General features: G+C 64.8%; 22 protein-coding genes. 10 read left to right on the top strand and 12 right to left on the bottom strand.

Features of this window, described 5'->3' with window-relative positions:
* Window positions 1-22: 22 nt before the first annotated feature.
* Window positions 23-1474, bottom strand: coding sequence for a murein hydrolase activator EnvC family protein (locus tag OEG81_RS16310; protein ID WP_264130330.1), 1452 nt, complete (start codon window positions 1472-1474; stop codon window positions 23-25).
* Window positions 1475-1476: 2 nt separating this feature from the next.
* Complete coding sequence (gpmA, locus tag OEG81_RS16315) at window positions 1477-2226, bottom strand: 2,3-diphosphoglycerate-dependent phosphoglycerate mutase (RefSeq protein ID WP_264130331.1); 750 nt, start codon at window positions 2224-2226, stop codon at window positions 1477-1479.
* 89 nt (window positions 2227-2315) lie between these two features.
* On the opposite strand from gpmA, the gene OEG81_RS16320 reads away from it, so the two are divergent.
* From OEG81_RS16320 to OEG81_RS16340, 5 genes are read left to right on the top strand one after another with little or no spacing between them, the layout of a single operon-like run.
* On the top strand, window positions 2316-2726 hold the full coding sequence (locus OEG81_RS16320; protein ID WP_264130332.1) for a rhodanese-like domain-containing protein: 411 nt from the start codon (window positions 2316-2318) through the stop codon (window positions 2724-2726).
* Between the two features lie 30 nt (window positions 2727-2756).
* A complete protein-coding gene (grxC, locus tag OEG81_RS16325; protein ID WP_264130333.1) occupies window positions 2757-3020 on the top strand; it encodes a glutaredoxin 3 in 264 nt (87 codons plus the stop codon).
* Between the two features lie 39 nt (window positions 3021-3059).
* Window positions 3060-3578, top strand: coding sequence for a protein-export chaperone SecB (gene secB / locus OEG81_RS16330; RefSeq protein ID WP_264130334.1), 519 nt, complete (start codon window positions 3060-3062; stop codon window positions 3576-3578).
* A 6-nt stretch (window positions 3579-3584) separates the two neighbouring features.
* Window positions 3585-4646 carry an NAD(P)H-dependent glycerol-3-phosphate dehydrogenase gene (locus OEG81_RS16335; protein ID WP_264130335.1) on the top strand — a complete coding sequence of 354 codons (1062 nt, stop codon included), beginning with the start codon at window positions 3585-3587 and terminating at the stop codon, window positions 4644-4646.
* Between the two features lie 30 nt (window positions 4647-4676).
* Window positions 4677-5675 carry a Bug family tripartite tricarboxylate transporter substrate binding protein gene (locus tag OEG81_RS16340; protein WP_264130336.1) on the top strand — a complete coding sequence of 333 codons (999 nt, stop codon included), beginning with the start codon at window positions 4677-4679 and terminating at the stop codon, window positions 5673-5675.
* 4 nt (window positions 5676-5679) lie between these two features.
* Here the strand turns inward: OEG81_RS16340 and OEG81_RS16345 are convergent, their stop codons facing one another.
* Both OEG81_RS16345 and OEG81_RS16350 read right to left on the bottom strand, forming a co-directional pair.
* Window positions 5680-6150, bottom strand: a complete 471-nt coding sequence (locus OEG81_RS16345; RefSeq protein ID WP_264130337.1) for a tRNA (cytidine(34)-2'-O)-methyltransferase — start codon at window positions 6148-6150, stop codon at window positions 5680-5682.
* A gap of 56 nt (window positions 6151-6206) precedes the next feature.
* Entirely contained in the window at window positions 6207-7004 is a 798-nt protein-coding gene (locus OEG81_RS16350; protein ID WP_264130338.1) for a ComF family protein, read from the bottom strand.
* 90 nt (window positions 7005-7094) lie between these two features.
* On the opposite strand from OEG81_RS16350, the gene OEG81_RS16355 reads away from it, so the two are divergent.
* The gene (locus tag OEG81_RS16355) at window positions 7095-8048 is read left to right on the top strand and encodes a methyltransferase domain-containing protein (protein ID WP_264130339.1); all 954 of its coding nucleotides are present in this window, start codon (window positions 7095-7097) and stop codon (window positions 8046-8048) included.
* Between the two features lie 19 nt (window positions 8049-8067).
* On the opposite strand, the gene OEG81_RS16360 is transcribed toward OEG81_RS16355, so the two are convergent.
* The 5 genes from OEG81_RS16360 to rsmB form a co-directional block, all read right to left on the bottom strand.
* On the bottom strand, window positions 8068-9186 hold the full coding sequence (locus tag OEG81_RS16360; RefSeq protein ID WP_264130340.1) for an NADH:flavin oxidoreductase/NADH oxidase: 1119 nt from the start codon (window positions 9184-9186) through the stop codon (window positions 8068-8070).
* A 117-nt stretch (window positions 9187-9303) separates the two neighbouring features.
* Window positions 9304-9996 (bottom strand): response regulator, encoded by a 693-nt coding sequence (locus OEG81_RS16365; protein WP_264130341.1) that lies wholly within the window; start codon window positions 9994-9996, stop codon window positions 9304-9306.
* Between the two features lie 10 nt (window positions 9997-10006).
* Window positions 10007-12394, bottom strand: coding sequence for a sensor histidine kinase (locus tag OEG81_RS16370; protein ID WP_264130342.1), 2388 nt, complete (start codon window positions 12392-12394; stop codon window positions 10007-10009).
* A complete protein-coding gene (locus OEG81_RS16375; protein WP_264130343.1) occupies window positions 12346-12918 on the bottom strand; it encodes a DUF4390 domain-containing protein in 573 nt (190 codons plus the stop codon). Before OEG81_RS16375 ends, OEG81_RS16370 begins: the two co-directional genes overlap by 49 nt.
* 54 nt (window positions 12919-12972) lie before the next feature.
* Entirely contained in the window at window positions 12973-14364 is a 1392-nt protein-coding gene (rsmB, locus tag OEG81_RS16380) for a 16S rRNA (cytosine(967)-C(5))-methyltransferase RsmB (protein WP_412034081.1), read from the bottom strand.
* Between the two features lie 70 nt (window positions 14365-14434).
* On the opposite strand from rsmB, the gene rimO reads away from it, so the two are divergent.
* A complete protein-coding gene (rimO, locus tag OEG81_RS16385; RefSeq protein WP_264130345.1) occupies window positions 14435-15751 on the top strand; it encodes a 30S ribosomal protein S12 methylthiotransferase RimO in 1317 nt (438 codons plus the stop codon).
* 21 nt (window positions 15752-15772) lie between these two features.
* On the opposite strand, the gene OEG81_RS16390 is transcribed toward rimO, so the two are convergent.
* Entirely contained in the window at window positions 15773-16405 is a 633-nt protein-coding gene (locus OEG81_RS16390) for a GntR family transcriptional regulator (RefSeq protein WP_264130346.1), read from the bottom strand.
* Window positions 16406-16679: 274 nt separating this feature from the next.
* Here OEG81_RS16390 and eno point away from each other — a divergent pair, with 274 nt between their 5' ends.
* The 3 genes from eno to OEG81_RS16405 are packed head-to-tail and all read left to right on the top strand — an operon-like array spanning window position 16680 to window position 20039.
* On the top strand, window positions 16680-17972 hold the full coding sequence (eno, locus tag OEG81_RS16395) for a phosphopyruvate hydratase (protein WP_264130347.1): 1293 nt from the start codon (window positions 16680-16682) through the stop codon (window positions 17970-17972).
* Window positions 17969-19006, top strand: coding sequence for a phosphotransferase family protein (locus OEG81_RS16400; protein WP_264130348.1), 1038 nt, complete (start codon window positions 17969-17971; stop codon window positions 19004-19006). Before eno ends, OEG81_RS16400 begins: the two co-directional genes overlap by 4 nt.
* Window positions 19007-19034: 28 nt before the next feature.
* Entirely contained in the window at window positions 19035-20039 is a 1005-nt protein-coding gene (locus OEG81_RS16405) for a LacI family DNA-binding transcriptional regulator (RefSeq protein ID WP_264130349.1), read from the top strand.
* An 18-nt stretch (window positions 20040-20057) separates the two neighbouring features.
* Here OEG81_RS16405 and OEG81_RS16410 read toward each other — a convergent pair whose 3' ends face one another.
* Together OEG81_RS16410 and OEG81_RS16415 are read right to left on the bottom strand one after the other, a co-directional pair.
* Window positions 20058-21641 carry a CoA-transferase gene (locus OEG81_RS16410; RefSeq protein WP_264130350.1) on the bottom strand — a complete coding sequence of 528 codons (1584 nt, stop codon included), beginning with the start codon at window positions 21639-21641 and terminating at the stop codon, window positions 20058-20060.
* Window positions 21638-22381 (bottom strand): enoyl-CoA hydratase/isomerase family protein, encoded by a 744-nt coding sequence (locus tag OEG81_RS16415; protein WP_264130351.1) that lies wholly within the window; start codon window positions 22379-22381, stop codon window positions 21638-21640. The genes OEG81_RS16410 and OEG81_RS16415 overlap by 4 nt, the downstream gene beginning before the upstream one ends.
* Between the last annotated feature and the right edge of the window lie 2 nt (window positions 22382-22383).

Consider the following 22383-nt stretch of genomic DNA (forward strand, 5'->3'; position numbering starts at 1 on the left):
CGTCAGGTAAATAGTAACGAAATTACCGCCTTAACCAAAGCAGAGGATTCACGGGGGTACCCTGATGTCTGATTTCAAAGTATAGACCCGGTTCGACCTGCCCGCCCGTTGCGCCCACCGTGGCGATCGTATCGCCGGCATCGACGATGTCGCCGACGCGCTTTTGCAGGCTCTGGTTGTAAGCATACACGCTCAGGTACTTGGCGCCATGATCTATGATCATGATATTGCCGAAGCCGCTCAGCCAATTGGCGTACACGACACGGCCGGGACCAATGGCCCGCACCGCCGCCCCTTCGGGCGAACGCAGCACAATGCCCCGCCACAGGCCGCCTTCGGGCCGCTCGGCGCCGAACTTGCCCTGCACCTGGCCCTGCACGGGCCAGGGCGCGCCCTTGGCCAGACCCTTGAAGCCGCCCGCGGGCGCAAGGCGCGGCGCGCCGGTCTTTCCTTCCACCGTGCCCCGCACCTCGGCCTCCCGGCCGGCTTCAGGCGGCGCCGGCGGACGCGCGGCGGCCTCTTCGGCCGCGCGGGCCCGCGCCCGCGCCTGCTCCACCTGGATGCGCGCTTTCTCCGCTTCCAGCTGGTCGCGCTGCCGCTGCGCCTGCTCTTGCGCCTGGCGAGCCGCCTGCTCGGCCTTGCGGGCCTGGGCGCGTTCGCGCTCCAGCGCCAAGCGGGCCTGCTCCGCCTTGCGCGCGGCCTCGGCGCGGCGCTTCTCCTCGGCGATCCTGGCCTCTTCGGCCTGCCGGGCAATGGCTTTTTCCAGCCCTGAAATCAGCCCGCCCAGGCGCTGGTCGTTGCGTGCCAGGCGCTCGGCCTGGCCGCGCTGCTCCTTAAGCTCGGCCTCGACGCGATCCAGGACTTCGCGGCGCTGCTCTTTCTGCTTTTCCAGCTCCGCCTTCTGTTCGGCCGCTTCCCGGGCCAATTGCGCCAGCTCCTTCCTGCCGGCTTCCGTTCGGGCCTGCAGGGCGGCCAGCTTATCGATGGCGCCGCGCACCGCCTTGACCGCTCCGGCCTGTTCCTGGGTGATATAGCCTAAGTAGCGCAGGTCCCGCCCGACGATCTGGGGGCTGTCGCCCGAAAGCAGGGCCGTCCAGGGCGACAGCCCGCCGGCATACTGGGCGCGCAATTGATCGCCCAGTTCGGCCTGACGCCGGGCCAGCACCTGTTTCTGCTTCGCGGTTTGCGCATCGATGCGCTCGAGCTCCTGTTCCGCCTGCTTCTGTTCCGAGGCCAGTTCGGCCAGACGGCGGCTGGCCGACGAAATGGCCGACTCGGATGCCTTCAGGTCGTGCGCGGCATCGCGCCGCGACGACTCGCGGCTGTCGATCTCTTTCTGCAGGCTTTCTATCTGTGCGCGCAGCTCGGCCCGCTCCTGCTGGGCCCGGGCCTGTTTCTGCGCCAGCGTGGGCTCGGCCCCGCAGGCCAGGCCGGCCCATAGGGCCAGCACCAGGATAACGGGCCCGCGATGCATGCCTATTTCCTTGCCTTGCCCTGATTCGCGACGGCGGCCATGGCCGCCTCGATCTCGGCCGGATCGCCAAGATAGTAATGACGCAGCGGACGCAGATCGTCGTCCAGCTCGTAGACCAGCGGCTGCCCGGTGGGAATGTTCAGGTGGACGATGTCGTCGTCCGAAATACCGTCCAGGTGCTTGATGAGGGCGCGCAGACTGTTGCCGTGGGCCGCAATCAGCACGCGCCGCCCCGCGCGCATGGCCGGCGCGATGGACTCGTTCCAGAAAGGCAGCACGCGGGCCACCGTGTCTTTCAGGCATTCGGTGGCGGGCAGCTTGTCGGCGGCGATCTTGGCATAGCGGCGGTCGAAGCGCGGATGGCGGGGATCGTCCGCGTCGAGCGGATTGGGCGCGATCGCGTAGGCGCGGCGCCAGATGAGCACCTGTTCCTCGCCGTACTTTTTGGCGGTCTCGGCCTTGTTCAGGCCTTGCAGCGCCCCGTAGTGGCGCTCGTTCAGCCGCCAGCTTAGGCCTGTCGGCGTGTACATGGCATCCATGGCGTCCAGCGCGATCCACAAGGTGCGTATGGCCCGCGTGAGCAGGGACGAATAGGCCAGGTCGAACTCGTACCCCTGTTGTTTCAACAGCTCTCCGGCCTTCCGGGCCTGTTCGCGGCCGGTGTCGGTCAGATCCACGTCGGTCCACCCGGTGAAGCGGTTCTCCAGGTTCCACTGGCTCTCGCCGTGGCGCATCAAAACAAGTTTATGCATGATAACTATCGCCTAAAAGTTGAAAATCGCGGACCATTTTATAATCCCCTGCATGTGCCCTGCTTCCCAGGGTGTTTTCGGGATACATCGTGGACTTTTTTCTTGACCAGAACAACCTTATATTCATATTCGTCGCCATTGCCTCGGGCGTCATGCTGGCGCTGCCCAACCTGCTGAAAGGCGGCGCCAAGACGGTGGGCGTACAGCAAGCGGTACAACTGGCCAATCAGAACCAGGGGATTTTCCTGGATATCCGCAGCCACGATTCGTTCAAGGCCGGCAGCATACCCCAGGCACGCAATCTGCCGGAAGCCGATCTGCAAGCCAAGCTGGGCACGCTGCCCAAAGACAAGCCCATCATCGTCGTCTGCGACCAGGGCCGCGATTCAGCCCGTATTGCCGGTTCGCTGCGCAAAAAGGGCTATGAGCAGGCGGTCAGCCTGGAAGGCGGGCTGCGCGGCTGGCTCCAGGGCGGATTGCCGCTGTCCAAAAAGAACTGACTCCCACGACCTTACCGGCAAAGGAAAACCATGGCAACCGTAACGATGTACTGCACCGCCGTCTGCCCCTATTGCGTCCGCGCCGAAATGCTGCTCAAGCAGCGCGGCGTCGCTCATATCGAGAAAATACGCATAGACCTGGACCCCGCCCAGCGCGCCGTCATGATGGAACGCACGGGCCGGCGCACCGTTCCTCAAATCTATATTGGCGACACCCATGTGGGCGGCTACGACGACCTGGCGGCGCTGGACCGCGCCGATGGCCTGATGCCGCTGCTTGGCGCGCAAGCTTGAGCCGCCCTTTACCCTTACCACCATTTATTAGGAAACCAAATGTCCGAACAGAATCAGAACAACCAGGAAAGCCAGGGCAGCCAGGATCCCAGTTTCAGCCTGCAGCGCACCTATATCAAGGACCTGTCGCTGGAAATGCCCAATGCCCCCCAGATCTTCCTTGAACAGGAAGGTCCCACCGTCGAGGTTTCCATCAACGTCGGCGGCCAGCGCCTGGCTGAAACCGTCTATGAGGCGACCGTGACCGCCACAGTCACCACCCGCATCCAGGACAAAGTGCTTTATCTGGTCGAAGCCACCCAGGCGGGCATTTTCGAGGCGGCCAACATTCCGGATGAACAGCTCGATCCGCTCATCGGCATCGTCTGCCCCACCATGCTGTATCCCTACCTGCGCGCCAACGTCGCCGACGCCATCAACCGCACGTCGCTGCCCGCGCTGCACCTGGCCGAGGTCAATTTCCAGGGCCTGTACGAGCAGCGGCTGGCCCAGATGGCCGAGGAACAGGGCAAGGAAGACTCCGGCCTGATCCTGCCTCCCGGCGCCACGCGCCAATAACCGTTCATGGCCGCCCTGCCTGCGCGCGCCCCTGTCGCGGTACTGGGCGCGGGAAGCTGGGGAACCGCGCTGGCCGCACTGGCCAGCGCGCAGTCCGACACCCTGCTTTGGGCGCGCAAGCCCGAGCTGGCGCGCGCGATCGAACGGGATCGCGTCAATACGCCCTATCTTCCTGGCATCCCGCTGCCGGCGGCCCTGCAAGTCACCGACAGCCTGCAGGACGCGCTGGAGCATGTCTGCCCGGCCCAGGGCGCAGCGGGGCTCATCATCATGGGCGTACCCGTAGCCGGCCTGGCGGCTTTGTGCGCCGCGCTTGCCGACCTGCTGGCCGGCAAGCCCTGCGACGGGTTGAGCATCGTCTGGACCTGCAAGGGTTTTCTACCCGACAGCGGGCAGCTGCCTCATGAAATAGCCCAGGCGGCATTTGCATCCCTGCCCGGCGTGGGCCTGGGTGTGCTGTCGGGGCCGTCGTTTGCCCACGAGGTCGCCCAGGGGCTGCCCGTGGCGCTTACGATCGCCACCACCCAGGCCGGCACCGCCCAGGCGACGGTATCGGCTCTGCATGGCGCCAACGCCCGCATCTACAGCAGCCGCGACGTGATCGGCGTCGAGGTGGGCGGCGCGCTCAAGAACGTCATGGCCATCGCCTGCGGCATATCAGACGGCCTGGGCCTGGGCACCAATGCACGTGCCGCCCTGATCACCCGGGGCCTGGCCGAAATGCAAAGGCTGGGACTGGCCATGGGCGGCGTGGCGGAAACCTTCTCGGGACTGACCGGGCTGGGCGACCTGGTGCTGACGGCGACCGGCGCGCTTTCGCGCAATCGCCAGGTCGGCCTGGCCATCGCGCAGGGCCAGACGCTGGGCGCGATTCTTGCGGGCGGCATGACGGCCGAGGGCGTGCGCTGCGCCCGCGCCGCCCTGGAGCTGGGCGCAAAACACCATGTCGATCTGCCCATCACGGAAGCCGTCTGCCGCGTACTGTTCGACGGCATGGCGCCGCAGGCCGCCGTGTCCGACCTGCTGACCCGCGATGCCAAGCCCGAATCGCCGTCGGCGCCGCGCTGAATTCTTCACTTCTTTCTGCAAGGAATCACCATGTCCCGATACTCCACCCTAAGCCGCCGGCTGCGCCGGCCCGTGCTCGGCCTGGCGAGCGCCTGCGCGCTGGCCCTGGCGCCGCTGGCGCAGGCCGCCTGGCCCGACCGGCCCATCCAGATGGTGGTTCCCTTTCCCGCCGGCTCCTCGCCCGACGTATTGGCCCGCGCCATTGCCGAACCGCTGGCCAAGGACCTGGGCCAGGCCGTCGTCGTGGAAAACAAGCCCGGCGCGGGCGGCAACATTGGCACACGCTACGCCAGCAAGGCCAAGCCCGATGGATACACCATACTGCTGACCATCAACGGCCCCATGGTCACGGCCCCGTCCCTGTACAAGAAGACACTGGGTTACGACCCGCTCAAGGACCTGGCCCCCATCAGCCTGGTCGGCACCAGCCCCAACGTGCTGGTGGTGCCGCAGGACTTTCCCGCCAAGAATGTGCAGGAGTTCGTCGGCCTCGCCAAGGCCAAGCCCGGCGCGCTGAACTACGGCACGGTGGGCCCGGGCAGTTCCTCGCACCTGGGCATGGCCATGCTCGAGCATCAGGCCGGCATCAGCCTGCAGCAGATTCCCTACACGGGCTTTCCCCAGATCATCACCTCCATCATCGCCGGCGACGTCCAGGCCGGCTTCATGGTTCCCGGCATTGCGATGACGCAAGTCAAGGCCGGCAAGGCCCGCGCGCTGGCCATTACCAGCCTGGAGCCCAGCGACGTGCTGCCCGGCATACCCACCATGGCATCGCAGGGCTACCCGGGCTTCGAATCGATTTCCTGGGACGCCATCTTCGTTCCCGCGGGCACGCCCGGCGATATCGTGGCCCGGCTGAACTCGGCCATAGGCAAGATACTCGCGCGCGACGATGTAAAGCAGAAGATGGCTGCGCTGTACTTCACGCCCGCGCCGTCCACGCCCGAAGCCTTGACCAGCCTGGTGGTGAACGAGAAAAAACGCTGGGAAGAGGTCATCGACCGGCTGGGCCTGTCGCTGGATTAGATCCCTACACGCTGCCCGCATAGTCCGACTGGCGCCATGCCTCGTAGACAGTGACTGCCACGGCGTTGGACAGGTTCAGGCTGCGCTGTTGCGGCAGCATGGGCAGGCGCAGGCGTTGATCCAGGGGGAACAGATCCATCTGCGCATCGGACAGCCCCGCGGTTTCCCGCCCGAAAACAAATACATCGCCGGGCAGCAGCGGCACCCCGCCGATCAGCCTGGCGCCTTTGGTCGTCAGGGCAAAGCGGCGCGACGCATCGCCGCCTATGCTGGCGAATGCAGCGGCCAGATCGTCGTGCACCTGCACACGCGCCCATTCATGGTAGTCCAGGCCGGCCCGCTTCAGCTTCTTGTCGTCCAGTTCGAATCCCAGCGGCCGCACCAGGTGCAGGCTTGCGCCGGAGTTGGCGGCCAGACGTATTACATTGCCTGTGTTGGGAGGGATCTCGGGGGATACCAGTACGATGTGAAACATGACGGCTGCAAAGAAGAACGCCCCCGCGACACGCCGGGGCCGCAATGATTTTACCGTCAATGCCGTCCGGGACGACACGGCGTGCGCGCCAGCACCAGGCCGGTGACCGATGCGGCTCCCGCGTCCTTGAACGCCAGGGCGATGCTGTTCAGCGTGCTTCCCGTGGTCAGCACATCGTCGACCACGGCGATGTGGGCGCCTTCCACATTTTGCGGGCAGAGGTATAGCAGCCGGGTGCTGGACGCCCGCTGGGCTCGGCCAAGATGAGTTTGCCGGGCGCCCTCGCGGCCGCGCAGCAGCAGCCCGGGCCGGCAGGGCAACCGCAATTGCGCCGCCAGGCAACGCGCGATCTCCGCGGCGGGGTTGAAGCCGCGACGCACGATGGCGGCGCGGCTGGCGGGGACAGGAACCAGGATGGCGTCCTTGTGCAAGGCAGGCGAAGCCGCGGCGACGGCGTCGGCCAGCATGGCCGCCAGCATGCCGGCGCTGGTGAAGCTCCGGCCCGTCTTCAATTGATGGATCAGCAGATCGCCGGGAGGCGCGTAGTCGAACGCGGCAAGCACGCGGTCGAAGGCCGGCGCCAGCCTGTTGCAGTCGGGGCAGGCCCCGTTCACATCCAGGGCCAGGCGGCATACCGCGCAGCGCGCCAGCCCGCCCGCCATGGAGCCAATGGTGGAACGATGGCAATGCGCGCAAAGCAGCCCGCCCCGTGAACGGCCCCGGCACAGGACGCAAGCCGTGGGGATATGCCGGGCGCAGGCCTTGAACAGCGCGCCCAGGCGTCGCCATGCGGCCAGGCGAGGATGCGTCGATTCGCATGAAGGATGGGGATCGGCCATAATGGTATTCTTCAAGCCCCGGGGCTCGGGCAGGGACCTACGGATGCCGGCAAGGCGTCCATCTAAGCACGAACCCTTACCTGACACCAGCCATTCGCACCCTAAATGTCACAGCCACCTTCACTGCGCATCGATTCGGCCCACGTCGCGCGGCAGTTCGCTCGCCGCAGTCCACTGGACGCCGCGCAATTCCTGTACGGCGAGGTCGCGCAGCGCATGCTGCAGCGATTGAGCTATATCCGGATAGCGCCCGTCGACGTGCTCGACGCGGGCTGCGGCGCCGGGCATGCGCTGGAGCCTTTGCGCGCCCGCTATCCGCAACTGGATTACATCGGGCTGGATTCCTGCCAGCCCCTGCTGGACGCGGCGCGCGAACGCTATGCCGCCAAGCCGGGGTTCTGGCAGAAGCTGCGCAACAAGCCCACGCGGCCCGTCCGCTTCGTGCGGGCGGACCTGGCCGACTCGGGGCTGGAGCCCGAAAGCCTGGATCTGGTGTGGTCCAACATGGCGCTGCACTGGCATCCCGAGCCGCACAATGTGCTGGGCGAATGGCGCCGCATATTGAAGCCCGGCGCGCTCGTCATGTTCTCGTGCCTGGGGCCCGGGTCGCTGGCGGAACTGCGCAGCGCGGTGCTCGATGCCGGCCTGAAGACCGCCACGCCGCAGTTCGTCGATATGCACGATTTCGGCGACCTGCTCATTCAGCGCGGCTTCGCCGATCCCGTCATGGACCAGGAAATCCTGACGCTGACCTACCGCACACCCGAAAAGCTGCTGGAAGACATGCATGTCCTGGGCGGCAATCCCAGCCAGGACCGCAAGCCGGGCTTGTCGGGCCGCCGATGGCGGCAACGGCTGCTGGATGCCCTGGAGGCCCAGCGCAATGCCGACGGCACCATACACCTGAGCCTCGAGGTGGCATATGGGCATGCATGGCGTGCGGCGGCGCATCGCGGCGCCTTCGGCGAAACCCGGATCTCGGTGGGTTCCATAGGGCGCGCGGCCAGCAACGACGGCACGCGGCCCACGGTGCGGCCGCGCAAGACCGACGAGTCCTGAGCCCCGCCTTGCTGCGCCTTCAGCGCATTCCGAAAGTCGTGTTCCCGAACACGGCGCTCTTGCCGGCGGGCAATGAACGCCAGTACTGCGGCGGCCCTTCGACCTTTCCATCCAGCTCCGCCGCCGCATGCCAGGCCCAGCGAGGGTTGTACAGCACCGCCCGCCCCAGGGCGACCAGATCGGCTTGGCCATCGGCAACGATAGCCTGCGCCTGGCGCGGCTCGGTGATCAGGCCCACCGCCACGGTGGGCACGCCGACCTCGCGCTTGACCGCCTGGGCCAGATGCACCTGATAGCCCGGCCCCACCGGTATGCGCTGCCGGTGCGACACGCCCCCGCTGGACACGTCCAGCCAATCCACTCCCTTGGCCTTCAAGCACATGCCGAATTCCACCGTCTGGTCCGGGGTCCAGCTGGGTTCGTCATCGATCCAGTCCGTCGCCGAAACGCGCACGCCTACCGGGATGGCATCCGGCACGGCGGCGCGGACGGCATCAAAGACCTCCAGCGGATAGCGCATGCGGTTCTCCAGGCTGCCGCCATAGTGGTCGTCGCGCCGATTGGCGATCGGCGACAGGAATTGATGCAGCAGATAGCCATGCGCCGCGTGCAGCTCGATGGCATCGAAGCCCAGGCGGACGGCCCGCGTGGCCGCCCGGACGAAGTCGGCCTTGATGCGATCGAGCTCGCCGGCGGCCAGGGCGTGGGGCGCGGGCTCTTGCGGTTTCTGCGGAAGGGCCGACGGCGCCAGGGGCTGCCATCCCCCGTCCTCGATGGCGATAAGCTGGCCCCCGTTCCAGGGAGCGGCGCTGGAGGCCTTGCGCCCGGCATGCCCCAGCTGGATGGCCAGCTTGATGGACGACGAAGCGCGCAGCATGCGCAGCACGCCGGCCAGCGCCGTCTCGTTCTCGTCGCTCCATAAACCCAGGCAGCCGGGTGTGATCCGCCCTTCCTGGCTGACCGCGGTGGCCTCCAGGCAAAGCATGCCCGCCCCGCCCAGGGCCAGGCTGCCCAGATGGGCTTGATGCCAGGCGGTGGCGTTTCCGTTGGACGCGGAGTACTGGCACATGGGCGACACCATGATGCGGTTGGGCAAGGAAAGGCCCCGCAAGGCGAGGGGTTCGAAAAGATGGGCCATCTATGCTCCTTCGGAATCGAGAGGACAATGCCGGGCGCGGACGCCGGCCGCCGTGATCAAGACAAGGGGCGGCCAGCGCCGCCCCAGATAAACCGCCAGCAGGGTCAATACCGGATCTTACTGATTGGCATTTTTCTTTCGGGAAGAATCGATGCCCAGCTGCTTGAGCTTGCGGTACAAGTGCGTGCGCTCAAGGCCGGTCTTTTCAGAGACGCGCGTCATGCTGTGATTCTCGCGCCCCAGATGGTATTCGAAGTAGATGCGCTCGAATTCGTCGCGCGCATCGCGCAGCGGCTGATCCAGCGAGATCCCGCCCAACAGCGAATGGTTCAATTCGCCGACGGGTTCCACGGCGGCGGGCATCGCCGCCGTCGTGGTCAGCGGCTGCGGCTGATCGGCCCGCCGCTCGGGCAGGCGCGCCGCGGCGACCAGCGCCGGCGTGACCACGGGCCGGGCAAGGCCGGCCGCAATGGTCTTGAGCAATTTCTGAAGAGTGATGGGTTTTTCCAGGAAGTCGACGGCGCCGATACGCGTGGCCTCGACCGCCGTGTCGACCGTTGCGTGGCCGCTCATCATGACGACGGGCATATCGAGCAGGCCCTGCGAGCTCCATTCCTTGAGCAGGCTTACGCCGTCGGTGTCGGGCATCCAGATATCCAGCAGGACGAGATCGGGCCGCGCCCGCAAGCGCGCAGCGCGCGCCTGGGCTGCGTTTTCCGCCAACTCGACCGTGTGCCCTTCATCGTAAAGAATTTCCGACAAAAGCTCACGGATACCAATTTCGTCGTCAACAACCAGGATTCTGGCCATATAGCGTCACCTACCTTTTTTCCGCATTATCGTTCCCTTGCCTTGCTTCGTCCAGCGCGGACTGCTTTCCTGCAAGGCGCGTCAAGAGGATGGAAATGCGAGCCCCGCCCTCGCGACGGTTTGAAATATCAATCCGGCCGCCATGTTCTTCGATGATTTTTTTAACTATAGCAAGACCCAGGCCCGTTCCGCTTGCCTTGGTCGTCACGTAGGGCTCGAACACGCGGTTCAGCACCTGCGGAGCGAAGCCGGGACCATTATCGGACACGGACAGCCTGACGGCCGGATGCTCCTGGCCGTCTTCGATGCTCGAACGGGTCAGCTTGGTCTGCACATAAATGCGGGCCTCGGCCAGCGGCTGATCCTGCGTGGCGGCGTCCCGCGCATTGGCCAGCAGATTGTGTATGACTTGCCTGAGTTGTGTCGGATCGCCTTCGATGACGGGCAGTTCCGGATCGAAGTCGACATCGATCCGCAGGCTGCGGCCGTCGTCGCGCACCGCGCCGCCGACGGGGTCCCAGCCGTACAGGGCCAGCACGTCGGCGATCAGGGCATTGATGTCGATGTGCTGCATCTGGGCCGGCGGCGTGCGGGCATACTCCCGAAAATCGTCGACCATCTTCTTCAGCGAAGCAACCTGATTGACGATGGTGTTGGTGGACCGCAGCAGCATGGCGGCATCGGCCTCGCTCAGGCGGTCGGCCAGCTTCATGGCCAGGCGCTCGGCCGAAAGCTGTATGGGCGTCAGCGGATTCTTGATCTCGTGCGCCAGCCGGCGCGCCACCTCGCCCCAGGCCACGGTGCGGTTGGCGGAAATGACTTCGCTGATATCGTCGAACACGACCAGGTAGCCATTGCCCCGCCCGTCGACGCTGAGATGAGTGCCGCGCGCCAGCAGCGTTACGACGTGTTTCTTCTTTTCGTTGTCGCTGGCCGCCTCTAGCTCCAGCTCGAACTGCTGCTGCCAGTACAGGCGCTCGGAGCCCACGGCCGTATGCGCCGCGAAGGCCTGGCGTATCAGTTGCGACAGCGGAAAAGCGCCGTCGGCGGTTTCCAGCGGACGGCCCTTGACCGAGCGCAGGTCGACGCGCAAGATGCTTTGCGCCCCCTGGTTGAACATGGTGACGCGGAACATCTCGTCGAAGACCAGCACCCCGGACGACAGGTTGCTAAGGACCGATTCCAGATAGACGTTGGAGCGCTCGAGCTGCTGCCGGTTGTTCTCGACCATGTGCCTGGCCTCGTCCAGCTGGCGGGTCATCGCGTTGAAGGATCGGGTCAACTGGCCGACCTCGTCGCGCTCGGGCGGCTCGGGCAAAGGCCGGTAATCGCCCACGCCCACCGCCTGCGTGCCCGCGGCCAGCGTCAGCAGCGGCCGGACCAGGCGCCGCGACACCGCCAGGGCCACCACCACCGCCGCGAACACCGCCAGGATCAGCGCCAGCGTCAAGGTAATGCCGTAGAGCTTGCGCAGGCCCAGCCGGGAAAGGGCCAGTTCCTGGTAGTCGCGAAAGCCCTGCTGCACCTGATTGGCATTGCGCGCGATCTGCTCCGGCACCGGTTCGATCACTTGCAGCCAGCGCGTATCGGGCGACACGCCCAGCGCCGATGAAAGACGGTCCAGCGTATTGATGGGCACCACCACACGCAAGTGCAAGCCGGTGCCGGCCGCCGCGTCCGCATCGCGGTCGCGTTGGGCTTCGTCGGCTTCGGCGGCGGAATAGCCGCGCGATACCCGCAGCTGATTGATCACACTGACGGGCGGCATGTCGGGCAGCAATTTTCCGTAGGCCGACGACGAGAACGCCACCAGCCTGGCGTTGCCGGTGAAAACCATGGCCTCGGTCACTCCACTGGTTTCGCGCAAGCGGGTGATGATCAGCGCCATGTCCGCGTCGGTGGCGTTGGCCAGCTTGCCCGCCATCTCCTTGGCGCGCGCATTCAGGTCGCCCAGTTGCGAATCCAGGGCGGCCCGCCCCAGGTTCAGCCCCGCCTCCAGCGCGCTGTCCACCCGCACGTTGAACCAGGATTCGATGGACCGCGACATGAATTGCACGGAAAGCACATAGATCAGGGCGCCGGGCAAGACGCCGATAAGGGCGAAATACAGGGCGAAGCGGGCCGTCAGGCGCGCGCCGAACTGCCGCCGGCGGATCTGGCGCATGAGGCGTGCCGCCAGCACGACCACCCATGAAATCAGGGCGACGGCAAGAATGCCGTTCAGGATCAGCAGCGTATCGTATTGCTGCGCATAGCGCGACGCATTGCCCGTCGACCACACCAGCAGGGCGAGCAGCGCCAGGGCGCTGCCGGCGGCGACAACCAGCGCCGCCCGCAGACCCCAGCGGACTAAGGCCGGGGCTCGTCGACGGAGATCGAGAAAGTGAAATTTTTCCATGGGGTAGCCAGGGACCAGGCACTGCTGTTGAAAGCGTCGACCTGGAAAGGCCGGGCCAGGAGAGAGGTATCCAGCCGCACGCGAATGCGGCCCTGGTACAGTTCATCGTGCTCAAGATCGCGGACATCGGCAACCGCCCAGCCGCGTATGTTCCGGACCAGCGACAAAGCATCGTCCAGCGAAGATTCGGGCAAAGAGAGCTCACCCGTGCCGACCCGCCATTGCCGCGTCAGCGCGTTATAGACGATGCGCCAGGTCTGCTGCTCGTTCACGACCACCTTGTCGAACCACCACCATCGCTTGGAGACGATCTCCAGATCGGCGGTGAAATAAAGGGGGACCCCCTTCTGGGCCGCATTGCGCAGGTCGCCCGTGACGGCAAGTTCGACGTCGGCATCGATGTACAGCTTTCCCTCGCGCACCAGCGGTTCCACCTTGACGATGCGCTCGCCCTCGACCGCGGCGATCTGGGCGTGCGCGGCCAGGGAGAAACACAAGAACAGGGACAGCAGGACTCGAAGCATCAACGCTCACCAATACATTAAGCAAAGCGGGGCCAAGGCGCCATTTTTGACGACTCAGGCCGTCTTGGCAAACAGCGCGTAGAAAAACCCATCGTGCGACAACAGGGGATCGTCCGCCATCGGCAGCAATTGCCCTGGCGCCGCAAGCCTTACCGCATCCTTGTGTCGCTGCGGAAACTGCGCCGCCTGCCGTTCTCCTTCCTGTGGAAAGATCGAGCAGGTAGCATAAAGCAAATGGCCTCCCGGCCTGACCGTCTGCCACAGCGCATCGACGATCTTCCGCTGCAGCGCCGCCGTCTTGCCCACGTCGGTCTCGCGGCGCAGCCAGCGAATGTCGGGGTGGCGGCGAACCACGCCCGAAGCCGTGCAGGGCACGTCCGCCAGCACGGCATCGAACGGCCGGCCGTCCCACCAGGACGCCGGATCGGCCGCATCGGCGCAGCGCAGGGACACGTGGGGGCCTGCCAGCCGCAGTCTTTCGAGATTCTGGCCGATGCGCGCGAGGCGCGAAGGATCGGAATCGAGCGCCAGCAGGTCAACCCGGGCCCGCTCAAGAATGTGCGCCGTCTTTCCGCCCGGCGCGGCGCAGGCATCCAGAACGCGCATGCCGTCCTGCAGAGGCAGCAGCGCGCCCGCCTGCTGCGCAGCCAGATCCTGCACCGACCACCAGCCCTCGTCGAACCCCGGCACGGTCTGCACGGGGCGGGCCGCGGCCAGAACCAGGGCGGCCCCCCCGGCCCGGACCGCGGGTATGCCGGCCGCGTCCAGCGCGCCCTGGACCGCATCCACGGAAACGCGGCGGGTGTTGACGCGCAACACCATGGGCCCGGGCAAGTCGGCCGCCTGGAGCAGGGCCTGCCATTGATCCGGATAGGCCCGGCGCAACTGTGCCACCCACCAGTCGGGGTGGTTGAACACGGCTTCGTTGTTTTCCCGCGCCTGCGCTAAAATAGCGCCTCTTTCACGTATGAAGCGGCGCAGGCTGCCGTTCAGCAAGGCTTTGTAAGCCCGCATTTTTTTCTGGCCATCCACAGCGGTCACGGCTTGGTCCACCACCGTATGCGCGGCATACACAGGCAAGTGGCGCAAGGCGGTGGAATCGGCCGGCGCATCGCCGGCATGTTCCAGGGCCGTATCCAGCAGGGCCAGCGACACCAGCAGCACCGCATCGAACAAGGGATTGGGCGGGGTGCGCTGCACCAGTATCCGCTTTATGCCGCGCGCCAATCCCAGTTTGCGCATGGCATGAAAGGATACGGCCTGGGCCGAAGCCCTGAGCGCGGCCGGTGTTTCGGCCAGGCTGTCCGAAAGCGAGCGCCCAGCCAGCACCGCCCGCACATTCCGTGCACTGGCCAAAATGGTATCGGACAAAGGGGCTTGCTTGATGGAAATATCGGGCACGAATGCAAAACCTGCGTGAGTTCGCTTTGATCCGGACTTTATCATCAATTCGAACCCGAAGCCTGCCGTTAAAATTATGTTTCTTTATCGAGCCATGGGCTCAACGAGGTAATTCATGAGTTCCCCAAAAGTCGGCTTCGTCAGCCTTGGCTGTCCCAAAGCGCTGGTTGACTCCGAGCGCATACTGACCCAGCTGCGCACCGAAGGCTATGCCATTACGCCGGACTACGACAATGCCGACGTGGTGGTGGTCAACACCTGTGGCTTCATCGACAGCGCCAAGGCCGAATCGCTGGACGCCATCGGCGAGGCCATCGCTGAGAACGGCAAGGTCATCGTCACCGGTTGCATGGGTGTCGAGGAATCCCTGATCCGCGACGTTCATCCCGCCGTGCTGGCGGTGACCGGTCCGCAGCAATACGAACAGGTCGTCAGGGCGGTGCACGAGGCGGCCCCGCCCAATCTGAAGCACGATCCCTATACCGACCTGGTGCCCCCGCAAGGCATCAAGCTGACGCCCCGGCACTATGCCTATCTGAAAATATCCGAAGGCTGCAACCACCGTTGCAGCTTCTGTATCATCCCGTCCATGCGCGGCGACCTGGTCAGCCGGCCCATCGGCGACGTCATGGGCGAGGCCGAGCGCCTGGTCAAGGCGGGCGTCAAGGAATTGCTGGTGATCTCGCAGGACACCAGCGCCTATGGCGTCGACGTCAAGTTCCGCAGCGGGTTCTGGAACGGCCGCCCCATCAAGACGCACATGACGCAGCTCAGCGAGGCCCTGGCCGGCTTCGGCGTCTGGACGCGCCTGCATTACGTCTACCCTTATCCGCACGTGGATGAAGTGATACCGCTGATGGCCGAAGGCAAGATACTGCCTTATCTGGACATCCCCTTCCAGCACGCCAGCCCCAGGATCCTGAAGGCCATGAAGCGACCCGCCTTCGAAGACCGCACCCTGGCCCGCATCAAGCGCTGGCGCGAAATCTGTCCCGATCTGACCTTGCGTTCGACCTTCATCGTCGGCTTCCCCGGCGAAACCGAGGAAGACTTCCAATACCTGCTGGACTGGATGACCGAGGCACAACTGGACCGCGTCGGCTGCTTCCAGTATTCGCCGGTGGAAGGCGCCCGCGCCAACGAACTGGCCGACCCGGTTCCCGACGAGATCAAGCAGGACCGGTGGGATCGCTTCATGGCGCATCAACAGGCCATCTCCAGCGCCCGACTTGCCCGGAAGATAGGCCGCGAAATCGATGTGCTGATCGATGAGATCGACGAGGACGGAGCCATCGGGCGCTCCAGCGCCGACGCGCCCGAGATCGACGGCAGCGTGTTCGTCAGCAGCGACAAGACGCTCAAGCCGGGCGACATGGTGCGCGTGCGCGTCACGGACTCGGACGAGTATGACTTGTATGCGGATGCGCTGTAAGCCGCTTGGAGCCCGGGACGATTAAAGCGCTTCCAGCAAAAGGTTGCGCGTAAACGCCTCGGCGATGTCGCTGACCCGGGTGCTGCATTTTTTTGTCAGCGTCACATTCCCCGAGGCGATCGCCCGCGACAGCTCGGCATGCGCGCTGCCCACTTCGTCCAGGTTGTTGAAACGCCTGTGATGGATGAAGTAAAAGCGCTGCGAGAACGTATGCAAGGGCCTGAGCGCGCGGGCCGCGTACGGATTGCGCGCAAACTGCGCCACGACCCGCTTGATCTCGAAGTGGAATTGCAGGTAGCCGAATACGTCGCCCTCATGCCCGGCCGCCTCGATGGACGCCGCCATATCCCGCAAATACTGCCTTTCGCCCTCGAGGGCGCTGCGGGCGGCGCGGATGGATACGATTTCCTCGAGCGCACGGCGCGTTTCAACCACGCATAGCTGGTCCTGTATGGACGTCGTGGAAATCATGACGCCCGCCCGCTTGAGCACCGTAACCAATTGATCGGACGCCATGCGCTGCAAGGCCTCGCGCACGGGCGTGCGGCCTATGCCCACGAGCTCCGCCAGATCGCTCTCCTTCCAGATCGATCCCGGGGCCAGCTCAAGAGTGACAAACCGCCTTTCGAGTTCTCGATGCGCGATGTCTACCAAAGATTCTTTTTTTGTTTCTTTATCTTTAGCCATTTGATAAAAATCGCGACTGTCCGCGCTTGACATGGTCATAAAGGAGAACATGCGGAATCTTAACATTTTAGCCGCCGGGCATCAGGTAGCGCATCGGCTTGGCCGGCCCCGGGGCGCGCAATGCCGGCTGCTTCGCTGATAATTCGCCAGTAAATTGCACACGTGTACATTTCGTGCTGTAATCCCAGCGGAATGCATTCCTTTTTTCACTCCCATCGCTTACCTGAAGGATGAGCCCGCAATGCACACAGCTATAAAAACGGTCGAAGCACGCCAGATCCTGGATTCGCGAGGCCGTCCCACGATCGAAGTGGATATCTCACTGGATGACGGCAGCCTTGGCCGGGCGGCCGTGCCGTCCGGCGCGTCCACCGGCACGCATGAAGCCCATGAGCTTCGGGACGGCGATCCGCAACGCTATTGGGGCCTAGGGGTGCTCAAGGCGGCGGCGCATGTCAACACCGATATCGCCAGGAGCATCAAGGGCTTCGATGCCATGGACCAATGCGGGCTGGACAAGCGCTTGTGCGAACTGGACGGCACGGAGCAGCTGAAGCGGCTGGGGGCCAATGGCATACTGGGCGTTTCCATCGCCGCCTGCCGCGCCGCCGCCGCGTCACGGGGGATTCCGCTGGCCGCGCACATTGCCGAGCTGGCCGGAAACCCACGCCAGCAGATGCCACTGCCCATGGTCAACATCCTGAGCGGCGGACTGCATGCCGGGCGCGGCATGGACGTGCAGGATTTCCTGGCGATTCCGGCGCGCGCGGATTCCATCGACGAAGCGATCCACACCATTTCGCTGGTGCGCAGCGCAGCGGCCAAGGTATGCCAGTCGCGCGGGCTGCCGACCTTGCTGGCGGACGAAGGAGGCTTGAGCCCGGGCTGCGCCAGCGGCATGGAGGCCTTGCAGCTGATGTGCCAGTCCATCGAGGCGGCCGGGCTCAGGCCGGGGGAAGACGTTCTGATCGCCATCGATGTCGCAGCCACCTCGCTGAAGGACGCGGACGGCAACTATCGCCTGGCGCGCGAAGGCAAAACCCTGACGTCCAGCGAGATGGTCGCCATGATGCGCGAATGGGTGGACAACTACCCCGTCGTCTCGATCGAGGACGGCCTGGACGAAGAAGACTGGACGGGTTGGGCCGAACTGACCCGGCAATTGGGCGAGCGCATCCAGCTGGTCGGTGACGATCTGTTCACCACCAATCTGAAACGGCTTCAAACAGGGATGGACGGCAAGGCGGCCAATGGCGTGCTGGTCAAGGTCAATCAGAACGGCACCTTGTCCGGAACGCTGGATGTCGTCGCGCATGCCAGGGCCCATCGCTACTCCACCATCATCTCGGCCCGTTCCGGAGAGACCGAGGACGCCTTCATCGCGGACCTGGCCGTCGGCACCGCGGCCGGCCAGATCAAGATCGGCTCCCTGCGCACCTCCAGCACGGTGGGTAAGTACAATCAATTGCTGCGCATCGAGGCGGCCGGCAACGCTCCCTATGCCGGCACACAGGCGCTGGGCATCCGGAAATGAGCACCGCAACGAAGCCGCAGCCAGACCTCCGCCTGCCAGAGTTCCTGCATACGCACGGACTCGCTTCGCAAGACGCCGAAATGCAATGGGCACCATTGACGGGAGGCGTGTCATCCGACATCTGGCGGGTCGATGTCGACGGCCGGACGCTCTGCGTCAAATGCGCCTTGCCGAAGTTGAAGGTGGCCCGCGACTGGCACGCGCCGACATCCCGCAATGCCTACGAATGGGCCTGGATCAATTTTGCCTTCGAACATGCGCCCAAGGCCGTTCCACAGCCGCTGGCGCACGACGCGGAGCTCGGGGCTTTCGCGATGGAGTTCCTGGACGGCGATACCCATCCGGTATGGAAAAGCCAGCTTCTGGCCGGCGTGGCCGATGCCGGCACGGCACGGCGGGTGGCTGAGCTTCTGGGCCTGCTGCATGCCGCCTCGACACGATCCCCTTCCCTTCCCCAACGGTTCAGGACCGACGACATTTTTTATTCGATACGCCTGGAGCCTTACCTGGTCGCCACCGCCGAGGCCCACCCTGATCTGTCTTCCGAATTGCGGCGCCTTGCCGAAAGCACGCTGCGCACGCACAAGGCGCTGGTGCACGGCGACGTGAGCCCAAAGAATATCCTTGTGGGGCCGGCCTCGCCCGTGTTCCTGGATGCCGAATGCGCCTGGTTCGGCGACCCGGCTTTCGACGTCGCCTTTTGCCTGAACCATTTCCTGCTCAAGTGCTTGCCGCAACGCGCCCATGCCGCCGGCTTCCTGCGCTGTTTCGACGCATTCGTCGACGCCTACTTCGCCCACGTGAGCTGGGAGGAACCGCGCGAGCTGGAACGCAGGGCTGCGCAACTGCTGCCCGCCCTGTTCCTGGCGCGCATAGACGGAAAATCACCTGTGGAATACGTGACGCGGGAAGAGGACAAGGAGTTGGTCCGCAAAACGGCACGGCCCTTGATTGCAAGGCAAGCGAGCCGCTTGAGCGAAATCGCCGGGGCCTGGGGTGCGATCCTGGCGCAGGCTCCCGGGCCGAGAACATGAAGCCGCCCGCACGGCCCAGGGTCGACGCATGAGAAACATCACCATCAAGGATATCGCCGTCCACCTGGGTATTTCGCATCCCACCGTATCGCGCGCCTTGCGGGACCATCCCGCCATCCGGAAGGAGACGCGCGAACTGGTGAAGAAGACGGCGCGCGAGCTGGGCTATATTCCGCACTCCGGCGCGCGCATGCTGCGCCGGACGCGCAGCGAGCTGATCGGCGTCATCTTTCCCGACGTGCAAAACGATTTCTACAGCAAGACCATGTCAACGCTCGCCGCGGCCTTCCTGCACCACGGCTACAAGCTGGTCCTTGCCAGCTCCGAAGACAGGCCCTCCGTCGAACTCGAACAAATAAGAAGCCTGCGCGAAGCGCGGGTGGCCGGCGTCATCATTGCCCCCACGGCGGGCTTGCGGAAGGAGGCCGTTTCCCTGCTCGGCTCGATTCCCACCGTGCAATTGCTGCGCCGGCACCCCGCGCTGCCGGCCCCCGTCGTCTCGCTGGACGAACGCGCCGGCATCGCCACGGCCGTCCATCATCTGGCGCGGAAATCGCACACGCGCATCGGCTTCATCGGAAGCTCCAACACCCTTAGCACAGGCAGGGATCGCGCTCAGGGCTATATGCAGGCGGTTCGCGACGCCTCGCTCGCGCTCGATAGATCGCTGCTGTTCCAGGGCCCGCCCAGGCCCGACTTCGGATACCAATCCATGTTGTCCCTGGCATCCAGCGACGAGCCGCCGACGGCGGTCATCGTGGCCAGCCCCGAACTGACCGTCGGCGGATTGCTGGCCATCCGGGAGCTGGGCATGGACGTACCGAGGCAACTTGCCTTGATCGCCTACCACGATCCGGACTGGTTCCAGCTATGGGGGCCGGGAATCAGCTGCATAAGCCTGCCCGTCCACGACATGGCGTCGGCCGCCGTGTCCCTGCTGCTCGGACGAATGCGGGAAGCGCAGGACGGCGAAGCCGCCCATGCGCCCGATGCCTGCTTCATGCCCATCCTGATCGCACGCGGCACGACCTGAGAGCGGCCCGCCCGATCGCTAGACCGTTACCGGGCATTCGTCCCGGAATATCCAGGCATCCATCGTCTTGAGCGTCGGGCTGATCTTCGGGACGAAGCCCATTTGATCAAGCACGTCGCGCTGAAGGTCGATGCCGGGCGCGATTTCGATCAGTTCCAGCCCTTCCTCGAGCACCTTGAAAACCGCTCTTTCGGTGATGACCAAGGCCTCTTGACTACGCTCCGCCACGCCGGTGCAGACCGGATAGGTGATGTGGCCCACCCGTGCAACGAACTTCTTGTTCTTGCCTTCCTGGTCGATGCGCAACACGCCGTCTTCCGATGAAATGCTCAGCCCGCCCGCGGTGAAAGTGCCGGTGAAGATGAGTTTGGACGCGTTATGCGCGATATCGATGAAGCCGCCCGCCCCGGGATTGGCGGCGCCGAACTTGCTGACGTTTACATTGCCGCCCGCATCGAACTCGGCGAAGGCCAGCGCCGTGCACTCGCAAAGGCCGCCATCGATGGCATCGAATTGGGTTACGCCGTCGACCAGCGCTTCCGGCCACATATTGGTCGAGAACTGCCAGCCCGTCATGACCACGCCGCCATAGGAGCCGTGCTCGGTGGTGAAACGGTACTCATGCATGTTCTGTTCGTTCAGGGCGCCGTCCTCGACCATGACCAGCGGCATGTCGGACGAGGCGCCGAACCCCAGGATGGTCAATGTATGCTTGGGCACTTCCATGTAGGCGCGCCGGCCTATGATCTTATCGGCGCCAAACGGAATTTTCGGCAGCGTATCCAGCTGCAGCCTGGCGGGCGAAAGATAGCGCGTATCGTGCGGCGTGTCCGTAACCATGACCTGATCCGGCACGATCACGACCTTGTCGACGAAATCCCCCGGTATGCGGACCATGCCCGCGGGGCGGGAGTACCGATCCACCTGCCGCGTAACCTGCACCACCACCGTGCCGCCGCATGCCTTGGTGGCCAGCGCCAGCGCCAGCGCGGACGACATCAGACCCTCGTCTTCAAAGGACAGATTGCCGAACTCGTCCGCCGAGCTGGCCCGGATGAAGCAATGGTGTATGGGCCAGCTGCGATAGAACAGGTAGTCCTCGCCCTGGAACGACACCTTCTCGACCAGGTCCTCGGTGGCCTTGGCGGTCAGCTTGCCGCCGTCCTGCTCGGGGTCGATGTAGCTGCCTATGCCTATCTTGGTCAGATAGCCGGGGCTCTTGCGGGCGACCTCGCGCAGCCATTGCATCGAGGCGCCTATCGGCCAGCTGTATGCCTCGATCGCATCCTGCTTGATCAGCTGCATCAGCTTGGGACGCTCGCCCGTACGCGGATGCACGGGGTTGATATACGAGCCCGAAACGATTCTTTTCATCAGGCCTTTCTTCGCCACGCGATCCATGCCGCCGATGTCCATGGCGTCGCCCGTGCCGCAGGGGAAATAGAAGGTCAGGTCCCTGGGGCCATCGCCTTGGTCGAACCGATCGCCCAGGCCCTTCAGCAGTTCATCGGGAGTGATCCAGCCGATCACGCCGACACTCGCAACGGTCTGGCCGTCCTGAATATCCGATACCGCTTCCTTCAAGGAGCATATCTTGCTCATGCTCTGACTCCGAATTTCTTCAACGTGGCAATGGCCACCGGGTATTTGCAGTTTTCTTCAAACATTCGATTGGCGATCACATCGCCGGTTTCGCCGTCCTTGCCCGCATGCGGCGCAAAGTACGCCTTGACCGACGCCACCGCCACGTCCGGCAGGCTGGCCAGCCTTTGCGCGACTTCCAGCGCTTTTTCAAGGGCCCGCCCATCTTCCGCCAGATAGTCCGCCAAGCCGATGCGATAGGCCTCGGCGCCATCGCACACTTCGCCTCCCCAGGCCAGGCGGCGGGCCGCCACCGGCCCCAGCCTGGCCACCAGGGTTTCCAGGCCCCATGGCGGAATCCATCCGATCTGCACTTCCGGCAAATGCCAGCGGCACGAAGCCGAGCTGACGATGACGTCGCAGGATGCCGCAAACACGAATCCCCCGCCCAGCGCGAATCCTTCCACGGCCGCGATGACCGGCTTGCGCAATTGGCTGATGGACCGGCAGAACAGGCCCGTATCGGCCTCGTGCGCGCACATGCCTTCCAGATCCATGTTGGCGAGTTCTTTCAGGTCGCTGCCCGCGCAGAAACCCGGCGCGCTTCCGGTGATGATCGTGACGCGGATGGCCGGATCGGATTCGATCTGGCGAAGATGGCGCTTCAGCGATAGAACGGTGTCCTCGCTTAGCGCATTGCGCCGGTTGGGGCGGTCTATGGTCAGTACAGCGACCGGCCCCTCTGAACTGCGTTGTATCATGG

Origin of the sequence: Pollutimonas sp. M17, assembly GCF_025836975.1 — a bacterium.
Taxonomy (GTDB): Bacteria; Pseudomonadota; Gammaproteobacteria; order Burkholderiales; family Burkholderiaceae_B.